This window comes from Herbaspirillum sp. B65 (genome assembly GCF_000333555.1).
Classification (GTDB): domain Bacteria; phylum Pseudomonadota; class Gammaproteobacteria; order Burkholderiales; family Burkholderiaceae_D; genus Herbaspirillum; species Herbaspirillum rubrisubalbicans.
This window is the reverse complement of record NZ_BADI01001080.1, coordinates 1-12,148: the sequence shown is the minus strand read 5'-3', so window position 1 is coordinate 12,148 and position 12,148 is coordinate 1. Positions and strand designations below refer to the sequence as shown.

Annotated in this window: 9 protein-coding genes, 1 other RNA gene and 2 pseudogenes; 5 read left to right on the top strand and 7 right to left on the bottom strand. The window is 62.7% G+C overall.

All coding sequences use genetic code 11. The features are described 5' to 3' along the window. Positions 1-824, bottom strand: a pseudogene (locus I5W_RS25685) (PHP domain-containing protein); the annotation flags it as partial. A gap of 242 nt (positions 825-1,066) precedes the next feature. Between I5W_RS25685 and I5W_RS25680 the strand changes: the two are divergent. After that, positions 1,067-1,948, top strand: coding sequence for a sulfurtransferase (locus I5W_RS25680; RefSeq protein ID WP_017452194.1), 882 nt, complete (start codon positions 1,067-1,069; stop codon positions 1,946-1,948). 98 nt (positions 1,949-2,046) lie between these two features. Here I5W_RS25680 and I5W_RS25675 read toward each other — a convergent pair whose 3' ends face one another. Together I5W_RS25675 and I5W_RS25670 are read right to left on the bottom strand one after the other, a co-directional pair. Continuing rightward, positions 2,047-2,622 carry a flavodoxin family protein gene (locus tag I5W_RS25675; protein WP_017452193.1) on the bottom strand — a complete coding sequence of 192 codons (576 nt, stop codon included), beginning with the start codon at positions 2,620-2,622 and terminating at the stop codon, positions 2,047-2,049. Between the two features lie 111 nt (positions 2,623-2,733). Next, on the bottom strand, positions 2,734-3,435 hold the full coding sequence (locus I5W_RS25670) for a pirin family protein (protein WP_044531380.1): 702 nt from the start codon (positions 3,433-3,435) through the stop codon (positions 2,734-2,736). A gap of 148 nt (positions 3,436-3,583) precedes the next feature. Between I5W_RS25670 and I5W_RS25665 the strand changes: the two genes are divergently transcribed. Together I5W_RS25665 and gluQRS are read left to right on the top strand one after the other, a co-directional pair. Continuing rightward, entirely contained in the window at positions 3,584-4,522 is a 939-nt protein-coding gene (locus I5W_RS25665; protein ID WP_044531379.1) for a LysR family transcriptional regulator, read from the top strand. After that, the gene (gene gluQRS / locus I5W_RS25660; protein ID WP_044531378.1) at positions 4,519-5,403 is read left to right on the top strand and encodes a tRNA glutamyl-Q(34) synthetase GluQRS; all 885 of its coding nucleotides are present in this window, start codon (positions 4,519-4,521) and stop codon (positions 5,401-5,403) included. The genes I5W_RS25665 and gluQRS overlap by 4 nt, the downstream gene beginning before the upstream one ends. 10 nt (positions 5,404-5,413) lie before the next feature. On the opposite strand, the gene I5W_RS25655 is transcribed toward gluQRS, so the two are convergent. Both I5W_RS25655 and I5W_RS25650 read right to left on the bottom strand, forming a co-directional pair. After that, positions 5,414-6,868, bottom strand: a complete 1,455-nt coding sequence (locus I5W_RS25655; RefSeq protein ID WP_026052375.1) for a DEAD/DEAH box helicase — start codon at positions 6,866-6,868, stop codon at positions 5,414-5,416. 327 nt (positions 6,869-7,195) lie between these two features. Continuing rightward, positions 7,196-7,879 (bottom strand): fumarylacetoacetate hydrolase family protein, encoded by a 684-nt coding sequence (locus I5W_RS25650; protein WP_017452188.1) that lies wholly within the window; start codon positions 7,877-7,879, stop codon positions 7,196-7,198. A 297-nt stretch (positions 7,880-8,176) separates the two neighbouring features. Between I5W_RS25650 and I5W_RS25645 the strand changes: the two genes are divergently transcribed. Beyond that, entirely contained in the window at positions 8,177-9,988 is a 1,812-nt protein-coding gene (locus I5W_RS25645) for a tetratricopeptide repeat protein (RefSeq protein WP_044531377.1), read from the top strand. Between the two features lie 192 nt (positions 9,989-10,180). After that, the gene (locus I5W_RS25640) at positions 10,181-11,185 is read left to right on the top strand and encodes a glucokinase (protein WP_044531376.1); all 1,005 of its coding nucleotides are present in this window, start codon (positions 10,181-10,183) and stop codon (positions 11,183-11,185) included. Between the two features lie 146 nt (positions 11,186-11,331). Here I5W_RS25640 and ffs read toward each other — a convergent pair. Both ffs and I5W_RS25635 read right to left on the bottom strand, forming a co-directional pair. Continuing rightward, positions 11,332-11,430, bottom strand: an RNA gene (gene ffs, locus I5W_RS30565) — signal recognition particle sRNA small type. A 142-nt stretch (positions 11,431-11,572) separates the two neighbouring features. Next, positions 11,573-12,148, bottom strand: a pseudogene (locus I5W_RS25635) (UbiD family decarboxylase domain-containing protein); the annotation flags it as partial.

Sequence of the window (12,148 nt, the reverse complement as noted above, 5' to 3'; positions counted from 1 at the left end):
ATACCGGTTGCAGCGCTTGGCGATTTCCCGGTATTGGCGATCGCGCCCGGCAGATCAGCGAAGAGCTCGGCCATCTCGGCCTGCGACTTGAAGTATTGCTGCTCGTTGAAGCGGCGCACGCGGCGCGCATTGGCCATGATCTCGCCTTCGGCGATGCAGGTGCGGGCTTCGTGGGCGATGAATTCTTCCGGGCTCTGGAACTGGATCGGGTGCGTGGCCACGCAGGGCAGGCCCAGCTTGGCGCCCAGTGCGACGCTCTGACGTACCTGAACTTCCATGTTGGCCTGGCCGGCGCGTTGCAGCTCCAGGTAGAAGGCGCCGGGGAAGATTTCCGCCCAGCGACGCGCGCAGGCTTCGGCCTGGGCCAGGTTGCCATTGTCGATGGCCTGGCCGATATCGCCCATGGCGGCCCCGGACAGGGCGATCAAGCCATTGCCACCCTCCTGGTGGCGCAGCGCCTCCAACCATTCCATGCGCACTTCAGCGCGGCCCTTGTACTGGTTGTTGAGCCAGGCTTGGGACAAAACTTCACACAGCTGCAAGTAACCATGACGGTTCTTGATCAGCACCAGCAGGCGGAAGGGCTTTTCGCGGTCGGCATCGTTGGTGATCCACAGGTCACAGCCAGCGATGGGCTTGACGCCCTTGCCGCGCGCTTCCTTGTAGAAACGCACCATGCAGAACAGATTGGCGAGGTCGGTCACCGCCAAGGCGGCCTGTCCATCCTTGGCGGCGGCCTTGACGATGTCGTCGATACGCACCAGGCCGTCCACGATGGAGTACTCCGAGTGCATACGGAGGTGTACAAATTGCGGGGTAGTCATGGGGCGACATTCTACCGGAGCTTGGCACTCGCCTTTCTTTCCTGTGTGTTGCTTTTATCAGGAATATTGTCTTCCTTGATAACTATTTACCAAAAACTACACAGCAATCCAAATTGCCCGCCTTGATCTGCATCAGAGAAGCGCCACAGTAGCCGCCCAGCCACGCCAAATTGCTGCGAACGCCCTGCCCGGGCGCGGTTATAATGCTGTCAATTCAAAGACTTAGAGTTGAGCAACGAACCATGCAGTCCCCTGATACACCTTACGTCAACATCGCCGCCTACAAATTCGTCAGTTTCGATGACACCGTTGAAAAGCGCCCGGTCTTCCTGGAATTTTGCCGACAGCACAATCTGCGCGGCACCGTCATCCTGAGCCCGGAAGGCATCAACCTGTTCCTGGCCGGCCTGCGCCAGGATATCGACGCCTTCCTGAACTGGTTGCGCGCCGATGCCCGCTTTGCCGACCTCATCGTCAAGGAAAGCTATTCCGAGAAGCAACCCTTCACGCGCATGTTGGTCAAGCTCAAGGCCGAGATCATCACCATGAAGCATCCGCTGATCAAGCCCGAGCTGGGTCGCGCGCCTTTCGTCGAGCCCAGGGAGCTCAAGCGCTGGCTGGACCAAGGGCATGATGACGAAGGCCGCCCGGTGGTGATGGTCGACACCCGCAATGGTTTCGAGGTCGACGTTGGTACCTTCGACAACACGGTCGACTACCGCATCAGCAAGTTCACCGAATTTCCCAAGGTGATCGAAGACCACAAGGCCGATTTCGAAGGCAAGACCGTGGTCACCTTCTGTACCGGTGGCATCCGCTGCGAAAAGGCTGCCATTCATATGCAGAACATCGGCTATGACCATGTCTACCAGCTCGAAGGCGGCATCCTGAAGTATTTCGAAGACGTCGGTGGTGCCCATTACAACGGCGACTGCTTCGTCTTCGACTATCGCACCGCCCTGAGCCCCGAGCTCAAGGAAACCCAGACTGCACAATGCTTCGCCTGCCGCGCCGTGGTCACCCCGCGCGAGCAGCTCTCGCCGGATTACGTGCCGGGCAAGTCTTGCCCGCACTGTGCACCCAAGCAGCGTGCGGCAGAGCAAACCAGTTCCGCCGCAGCCTGAGCGCCAGATCAAGCCGCCCCATCCATGGGCAGCAAAAAGCCGACCCTGGTGAGGTCGGCTTTTTCATACATTCACATCTTCTGCAGAAGATGTGAATCTTACTTCTTGAACTTGGCAGCCGTTTCCACCACGCGCGCACCGAACAGCTTGGCCGTTTCCAGGTCGCCCGGCAGCGGGCCTTCTTCCGGCGAGGAATCCGACGGGCTTTGTGCCATCAAGCCCGAGAAGGAACCGACGAAGTTGATGTCATTGCGCTGGGCCGCCTTGCTGTTGGCAGGCATCAGGCCGGTGCCGACCCAGATCATGCTGTGCTGCATCCCCAGCGTGAACAGGTAGTGCAGGGTCGAGAGCTTGTCGCCGTTCATGGTGGCCGAATTGGTGAAGGCGGCGCCGACCTTGTCCTTCCACTTCTGGCTGAACCAGGGCTTGGAGGAGGCGTCGGCAAACTTCTTGAACTGCCAGGACACGGTACCCATGTAGGTCGGCGAACCGAAGATGATGGCGTCGGCCGCATCCAGGCTGGCCCACTGTTCATCGGTGATGGTGCCTTCGGCGCTGATGGCGATCAGCTCGACGGCGGCGCCGGCGACGCCGGCAGCGCCAGCCTGCACGGCTTCAGCTTGCTTCTTGGTATGGCCGTAGCCGGAGTGATAAACGATGGCAACTTTGGTCATGACGAAATTCCTTCTCTAGAGAGTGAAGTAACGCGGGAAAAACCGCCGGTGTGATCGGTACCGGCGGGCTTGCTACTGCAAACTGCATCCTGCAGGTGGGCGCTGAAGTGCTCAGCGCGGCAGGTCGAACAACAAGACTTCAGCCTTCTCGCCGTCAGCGATCTCAATGCGATCGACCACACTGAGCTTGACGGCATCGCCGGCCTCCAACGACTGGCCATTGACGCTCACCTTGCCACGGGCCACGTGCACATAGCCCAGGCGGCCTTGCGGCAGGGTGTACTGGGCGGCTTGCGTGCCATCGAACAGGCCGGCAAACAGCAGAGCATCCTGATTCATGCTGACCGAGCCGTCGCGGCCATCGGGCGAGGCCACCAGGCGCAGCTTGCCCTCCTTGTCGGCGGCCGAGAAATGCGCTTCCTGGTAACCCGGTTCGGCGCCGGCGCGGTCGGGCATGATCCAGATCTGCAGGAAATGGGTGGTGCCATCCTGGGAATGGTTGTACTCGGAATGGCGCACACCAGTGCCGGCACTCATGCGCTGCACGTCGCCCGGACGGATCACGCTACCGTTACCCATGCTGTCCTTGTGCGCAAGTTCACCTTCGAGCACATAGGAAATGATCTCCATATCACGGTGACCGTGCGTGCCGAAGCCCTGGCCGGCGGCCACGCGGTCTTCATTGATCACGCGCAAGGGGCCAAACCCCATGTGCTTGGGATCATAGTAGTCGGCGAAGGAAAAGCTGTGATACGAATCCAGCCAACCGTGGTTGGCGTGGCCACGATCGTTCGCTTTGCGGATTTCAATCATGTCAACACCTCTTTCTCAATAAGACACAAACCGGAATTGATTTGGTCAAAATGTTTGTCGATGGCGTCACTATAGTGGCTATCTTTTCGGCAGATAAGGTCTAAAATCCGTAGTGTTCATTCAAAAAATTTAAACAAGTGGAATCGCCGTGAACCTGACCCTGGAATCCCTGCTGATCCTGGACATGATCGACCGCAAAGGCAGCTTCGCTGCTGCTGCCGTGGCGTTGGACCGGGTGCCCTCGGCCCTGACCTACAGTGTGCGCAAGCTGGAAGACGATCTGGATGTGCTGCTGTTCGACCGCCGCGGCCACCGGGCCCAGTTGACACCGGCCGGCCTGCAATTGTTGCAGGAGGGCCGTCATTTGTTGCTGGCCGCCAGCGACTTGGAGCAGCGCGTCAAGCGCACCGCTACCGGGCGCGAGACCGAGCTGCACATCGTGCTCAACAGCCTCATCCCCTTCGACAAGATGCTGCCCATCATCGAGGCCTTCGACCGTGAACAATCCGGCACGCGCCTGCGCTTCACGCCTGGGGTGCTGACCGGGGCCTGGGAAAAGCTCATCGAAGGCCGTGCCAACCTGGTCATTGGCGTCACCCTGGATGGGCCGGAAGTGGTGCGCACCAGCGGCCGCTTCCAGATGCAGGAGCTGGGCGCGGTGGATTGGGTCTTTGCCGTGGCGCCGCAGCACCCGCTGGCCAGCGTCACCGAACCGCTCTCGGCCGAGCTGGTACGCAGCCACCGGGCCATTGCCGTGGGCGACAACAGCCAGTCGCTGCCAACCCTGACCATGGGCCTGCTGTCGGGCCAGGAAACACTGACGGTGGCCACCGTGGCCGACAAGCTGCAAGCCCAACTGGCCGGGCTGGGCTGCGGCCACCTGCCGCGCATCTGGGCCGCGCCCTACCTGGCCTCGGGCGCGCTGGTGGAAAAACAGACCCTGGCCGCCAAGCCCAATGACAACTTCATGGTGGCCTGGCCCAAGGCCGAACAGGGCAAGTCGCTCAAGTGGTTCATCCAGTACCTGGCCCAGCCCCATGTGCGACAGTCGCTGATGGGGCCGATCACGCCGCAGGAGCCGGCATGAGGGCGGCAGGCTACGTCGGCCGTTTTGCGCCCTCGCCGTCCGGCCCGCTGCACGCCGGCTCGCTGGTGGCGGCGCTGGCCAGCTATCTGGATGCGCGCGTGCATCAAGGCCGCTGGCTGCTGCGCATCGAAGACATCGATGAAACCCGCACCGTCCCAGGGGCTGCCGATGACATCATCGCCACCCTGGCAGCGCTGGACATGCATTCGGATGGGCCGGTGCTGGTGCAGAGCCAGCGCAAGGCACGCTATGAACTGGCACGCGAGCGCCTGGGTGCGCTGGCCTACCCCTGCGGTTGCAGCCGCAAGGAAATCGCCGATTCGCGGGTGGGCACCGCCAGCGATGGCGCGGCCATCTATCCCGGCACCTGCCGCCCGGGCCTGGCACCAGGCAAACCAGCGCGCACACTGCGGCTGCGCGTGCCCGATGCCGGCCAGCCGGGCGAGCTGGTGCAGTTCCAGGATCGCTGGCTGGGGCCGCAGGCGCAGCACCTGGCTTCCGAGGTCGGGGATTTCGTATTGCAGCGGGCCGATGGTTTCTGGGCCTATCAACTGGCGGTGGTGGTCGATGATGCCGAACAGGGCGTCACCGACATCGTGCGCGGCGCCGACCTGCTCGACTCCACGGCGCGCCAGATCTACCTGCAGCGCTTGCTGGGCTACGCCACGCCACGCTACCTGCACGTGCCGCTGTTGATGAATGCGACGGGGGAGAAGTTTTCCAAGCAGAACGGCGCACAGGCGCTGGACCTGGGCCAGCCGCTGCAAGCCTTGCAGCAGGCCGCTGCGTTCCTGGAACTGGAGACCGGTGCGGCGCGCGACCGCGAGGGATTCTGGCGCCTGGCGCTCACCGGCTGGCAAGCGCGCTTCGGGCCGCAGTGAAGAAAAAAGCTCAGCGCTTGGGCATTCCGCCCAGCAGGGCCGCCACCTTGGGCTTGGGACGGTTGTTCTTGGCCAGTTCCGGCTTGGTGGAAACGGTCTCGGTGGTACTGGGCTCGTAGGGCTTGAGGAACCAGGGATCGATCTTCTCGCGGCGAGCTGCCGGCGCACCGCCTTCACGACTGCTGCGGCTACGCTCACCGCGGTCACTGCGCTCGCCACGTTCACCGCGTTCGCCGCGTTCCGAACGTTCACTCCGCTCACTGCGTTCATGCCGGGCACGCGGCGCAAAGCCGCTCAGTTCGGCGCGTTCAAACTTCTTCTTGATCAGCTTTTCGATGTCGACCAGCAGCCGCTCATCCTTGTCGCAGAACAGCGAGATGGCGTCGCCCGAGGCACCGGCGCGACCGGTACGGCCAATGCGGTGCACGTAGTCTTCGGCGTTGTAGGGCAGGTCATAATTGATCACGCAGGGCAGCTCGGCAATGTCCAGCCCGCGTGCGGCCACGTCGGTGGCGACCAGCACTTCGATCTGGCCTTGCTTGAAGGCTTCCAGCGCGGCCATGCGCTCGGACTGGGTCTTGTCGCCGTGGATGGCGGAGGCCTTCACGCCCTCGGCCAGCAGGGTGCGCGCCAGGCGCGAGGCGCCGATCTTGGTATTGGAGAAGACGATCACCTGCTTCAGTTCGCGCTGGCGAATGATGAAGCTCACCGCATCGGCCTTGGCCGCTTCCTCCACCTTGTAGATGGTCTGGGTGACGTTTTCGGCGGTGGCATTGCTGCGCGCCACTTCGATGGTCACCGGGTTGTTCTGGAAGCTGGCGGCCAGTTTCTTGATTTCCGGCGAGAAGGTGGCCGAGAACAGCAGGTTCTGGCGCTGCTTGGGCAAGAGGTTGATGATGCGCTGCAGGTCGGGCAGAAAGCCCATGTCCAGCATCCGGTCAGCTTCGTCCATGACCAGGATCTGGGTCTGCGACAGGTTCACCGTCTTTTGCTGCACGTGGTCCAGCAGGCGGCCCGGGGTGGCGATGACGATTTCCACGCCGGCGCGCAGGATCGCGGTCTGCGGCGCCATGTCGACACCACCGAAGACCACCGTCGAGCGCAGCGGGGTGAAGCGGCAGTAGGCCGCCACGTTGTCGGCGACCTGGTCGGCCAGCTCACGGGTGGGGGTCAGGATCAGGGCGCGCACCGGGTGACGGGCGGGCGAGGCGCTATGGCTGGCATGGGCCAGCAGGCGCTGGATGATCGGCAGGGAGAAACCGGCGGTCTTGCCGGTACCGGTCTGGGCGGCGCCCATCACGTCCCGGCCTTGCAGCACCACAGGAATGGCCTGGGCCTGGATCGGGGTCGGGTGAACGTAGCCTTGTTCGGCCAGGGCTTTGAGAATATCGGGCGAGAGACCGAAATCTTCGAAGCGGACGGCAGGTGCAGCCGGTGCTGCGGACGCGGACGTGGTGTCGGACATGGTGTATTGCGAACGGTGCGACAGCGCCGCGGCAACCGCCAGGCGGCTCCGGTGCATGGGCACGGGTTCTGATTGCTTTCTGTGTTGATGTGTTACGGGCGAACCGGCCAAACCTGCACGGCCGGGCGCTTCGGATGATGCAAAAAGATGCTGACGGGGACGGCCATTTGCGTGGCCCGGAACTCCCGAAGCGCTCTATTATACGCCGCATCGACCCGGGCATCATGACAGTTTGGTTTCCCGGCCCGCCAGCCATGGCGCGGGCGGCCGGAAACGGCCCATCCAGGGGGCGTCAAAAACCGCTGCGACGCCCTTGCCACGGTACTTTTAGCCGATGGTGATGTTGATGTCGGGCAAGCCATCGACATGGCCTTGCAACTGGTCACCCTTGACCACCGCCCCCACGCCTTCCGGAGTGCCGGTGAAGATCAGGTCGCCCGGGAACAGCTCGACCAAGCCCGACAGGTAGGAGATGGTCTCGGCCACGTTCCAGATCAGGTCAGCCAAATCACCCTGCTGGCGCACTTCGCCATTGACCTTGAGCCATACCGCACCCTGGTCGGGATGGCCGGCCTGGGCCACCGGCACGATGGGCGCGCAAGGCGCGGAGTGATCGAAGCCCTTGCCCATGTCCCAGGGGCGGCCCATCTTCTTGGCCTGGGCCTGCAGATCGCGGCGGGTCATGTCCAGGCCCACGGCATAGCCGTAGACCAGCTCCAGCGCCTGCTCTACCGGGATGTCACGCCCCCCCTTGGCCAAGGCCACCACCATTTCGATCTCATGGTGATAGTCGGCGGTGGCCACTGGATAGGGCACCACGGAATCGGTGGGGACGATGGCATCGGCCGGTTTCATGAAGAAGAACGGCGGTTCGCGGTCAGGGTCGTAACCCATTTCGCGGGCATGGGCGGCGTAGTTGCGGCCTACGCAATAGATGCGACGGACCGGGAAAGGCAAGCCGCCTACCACCGGAATGGTGGTCTGGGCTGGCGCGGGAATGGCGAAACTCATCGGCAAGACTCCGTATTGGCGAATGCAGGCTGTCGGCAAGGCCGGCCTGCGCGTAAAAAGACCGGTCGATGCCGGCTTGCGCCGACCTCTGATCTCTGAACTCTGAACTCTGAACTCAGTTGTCTGACGTCTTGGTAGTGTAAAAGAAAAGTCATGAGGCCGCTTGGCGCTGGAGCAACAGAGATATAGGCGACATTTCCGGCTGTAATCGGCCAAATAAAACGGCATGAATTTGGGACACTTCTACATAATCAGGCTGGTATTGCGCCTGTCTTCTTTTTCACTCAAAACAACACCATGCGTCAGCAAGCCAACGCCTCACTCATCCTGCTGCAAAAAGCCCTAGCCCTGCACCAACAGGGCGACCTGGCTCCCGCCGAAGAGCTCTACAAGAAGGTCCTGGCCAAGCTGCCCAAGCATTTCGAGGCCAATTACCTCTACGGTATGCTCAAGCTGCACCAGGAGGACTGGGAAGCGGCCGAGGCGCAACTGGCCCATGCCATCGAACTCAATCCTGATCACCCGGATACCTATTTCGACCATGCCGGCGCGCTGGTCCATCTGGGCCGCGATGCAGAAGCGGTGCAACGCTACGATCAGATCCTGACGCATAACCCGGCCTTTACAGACGCCCTGCTGGCACGCGGAGCAGCCTTGCGTCGCCTCAAGCGCAGCCGCGAAGCGCTGGCCGACTTCAAGCGTGCCGTGGCGTTGGCACAGGACAATGCCGATGCCTGGTTCCAGCTGGGCAACAGCCAACACGAGCATTACGGCTATCGTGACGCCCGCACCAGCTATGAACGCGCCGTCGCGCTGCGCCCCGATTTCATCGAAGCCTGGTTCAACCTCGGCAATACCTGCAAGGACAACTACCAGTTCGAGGAAGCCCTGCGCGCCTATGATCGCGCCCTCCAGGAGCAGCCGGACTTTTTCGAAGCCCAGTCCAACCGCGGCTATGTGCTCTTCAAGATGCAGCGCCCGATGGAAGCGTTGGAAGCCTATGACCGCGCCCTGGCGCTGGACGATAGTTCGCCGGACCTGTGGTTCAACCGCGGCTCCACGCTGGAGCAGTTGTATCGTTTTACCGAAGCCACCGAATGTTATCGCCGCGCCCGCGAGCTCAAGCCCGACGCCAACTCGGCCGCCTGGAACGATGCCCTGCTGAAATTGCGCCAGGGTGACTTCGCCAATGGCTGGAAAGCCTTCGAAACCCGCTGGGCCACCGAACAGATGCGCGCCCAGGTGCGCCACTTCCTGCAACCGCTGTGGCTGGGCGAGCAATCGCTGCAGGGCAAGACCATCCTGATCCATGCCGAGCAGGGCTTTGGCGACACCCTGCAGTTCGTGCGCTACCTGCCGCGCGTGGCGGCCCTGGGCGCGCGCGTGATCCTGGAAGTGCCGCCGGCGCTGCTGCGCCTGCTGGCCAAGGTACCTGGCGCGGCCGAAGTCATCAGCAGCGAACAATTCCTGCGTCCGGGCTTCGACTATCACTGCCCGTTGATGAGCTTGCCGCTGGCCTGCCAAAGCTTCAGCGAAGCCGACATCCCGCGCGCGCCCTATCTCTTGCCCGAGGCCGACGCCTGGGCCGGCTGGCTGCAGCGCCTGCCGCATAACCGGGCCCTGCGCGTGGGCCTGGTCTGGGCCGGCAGCTCGGCCCAGACCCACCCGGAGGCGGTGCGCATCGACGAGCAGCGCTCGCTGCCCTTCGCGGCATTGGCGCCGGTAGTGGAGCTGGCACGCGAGCATTCCGGACTGGAGTTCTATTCGGTACAGGTGGGCGAGGCGGCAGTGGCGCAATTGCGCGCCCATCCGCTATCGGCCCACGTGCGCGATTGCTCGGCAGAACTGCACGACTTTGCCGATACGTCAGGGCTGATCGCCAACCTCGACCTGCTCATCAGCGTGGACACCTCGGTGTGCCACCTGGCCGGTGCACTGGGCAAGCCAGTGTGGCTGCTCAACCGCGTCAATACCTGCTGGCGCTGGCAACTGGAGCGCAGCGATACGCCCTGGTATCCCAGCTTCACGATCTTCCGCCAGACCCAGGCCGAGGACTGGAGCGAGGTCATTGCCCAGGTGCGCTCGGCACTGCAACAACAGCTTGCCTAAGACTGGTACCATGCGCGCCGATGCGGATGAGCAGTAGCTCATCCGCCGGAACCTGGCGCGTCGGCTTGCCTCATACCCGTTAGGGCCGCCCTAGGCAAGCCCCCAGCAACCCATACCCGATGCCATGTGGCAGGCAGCACGGCCATGCGCCCTGCCGCCCACCTCCTGTTAGCATGAAGAAACAAGGACAAGATGATGCAAGCCCCCACTGCCTCCTCCCTCAACGCCCATGCCGGCGGGCCGCGCCTGCTGGCCGACATCGGCGGCACCAATGCCCGTTTCGCGCTGGAAACCGCGCCCGGCAAGATCGAACAAGTGCAGGTGCTGCGCGGCGCCGACTACCGTGAATTCACCGATGCCGTGCAAGCCTATCTGAAGCTGGCCGGTCATCCCCCGGTCAGACATGCGGCCGTCGCCATCGCCAATCCGGTGCAGGGTGACCAGATCAAGATGACCAACCATGACTGGGCCTTCTCGATTGAGGCGGCACGCCAGTTGTTGGGTTTGGAGCTGCTGCTGGTGGTCAATGACTTCACCGCGCTGTCGATGGCGGTGCCGCAACTGCGCGCCGATGAGCTGCAGCAGATCGGTGGCGGTGCGCCCAAAGCTGGTCAGCCAGTGGGCCTGGTGGGCGCCGGCACCGGACTGGGCGTGGGCGGGCTGGTGCGGGGCGACGGCCATTGGCTGCCGCTGGCCAGCGAAGGCGGTCATGTCGCCTTCGCTCCGGCCAATGCGCGCGAAGCGGCGGTGCTGACCTATGCCTGGCAATTCCATGAACACGTCTCGGCCGAACGGCTGGTCTCCGGCCCCGGCCTGGAATTCATCCACCGCGCACTGCTGGCCATCGATGGCCATGCCGCAGCCGAGCTGAAAGCCGCCGAGATCGTCGAGCGCGCCTTGCAGCAAGGCGATGCCCTCTGCCAGGAAACCCTGGACCTGTTCTGCAGTATGCTGGGTACGGTGGCCGCCGACCTGGCGCTGACCCTGGGCGCGCTGGGTGGCATCTACATCGGCGGCGGCGTGGTGCCGCACCTGGGCGATTACTTCGCCCGCTCGCCCTTCCGCGCCCGCTTCGAGAACAAGGGGCGCATGTCGGCACTCACCAAGGCCATTCCGACCTATGTGATCACGGCAGAATATCCGGCCTTTACAGGCGTCTCCGCGATCCTCGCCGATCGCCTGGATCCGCACGAGTAAACGCAGCGGAAAACGGCTGACAAAGGCTGATGCGACATGTGCGCGTCAGCCTTTTTTCATGGCATTGCGCGATGAAACACGCGTGATGACATGCAGTACGGGGGAAGTAGAACTGAACGACTGGAAGGAACAGCGGAAGAAAGAGAAGAGGCGAGCCTTGTCTGCGGCACTTGCGGGAAATGGCTGTGGCTGCTTCGTTCCCGACCTGACCAGGTTGACCATGCCACAATGCGCAGGGGCCCGCCGGGGTGCATTGTATCCCAATTCACCGCACCCCGACCAGCGAAATCATTGCAGTGCATCAGAAAGTGAAACCCCGCGCAAAATACGTAAACAATTTACGCGGTATCGAACAAGTGCAATGCGCGCAGTCACCTGCGCGCGATGTCAAATCCCCAGATCCTTCCAGATGGTATCGACGCGCTTTTTCACCTCATCACTCATGACGATGGGCGTACCCCATTCGCGATTGGTTTCACCGGGCCACTTGTTGGTGGCGTCGATGCCCATCTTGCTGCCCAGCCCACTGATGGGCGAAGCGAAGTCCAGGTAATCGATGGGGGTGTTATCCACCAGCACCGTATCGCGCACCGGATCCACCCTGGTGGTGATGGCCCAGATCACTTCCTTCCAATCGCGGATGTCGACATCCTCATCCACCACCACGATGAACTTGGTGTACATGAACTGGCGCAGGAAACTCCACACGCCGAACATCACCCGCTTGGCGTGGCCGGCGTAAGATTTCTTCATCTGCACTACCGCCATGCGATAGCTGCATCCCTCTGGAGGCAAGTAGAAATCAGTGATTTCGGCAAACTGCTTCTGCAGCAAGGGGACGAAAACTTCATTCAACGCCACACCCAGCACCGCCGGCTCATCGGGCGGCTTGCCGGTGTAGGTGGAGTGATAGATGGCGTCGCGCCGCATGGTGATGCGGTCGATGGTGAAGACCGGGAACCA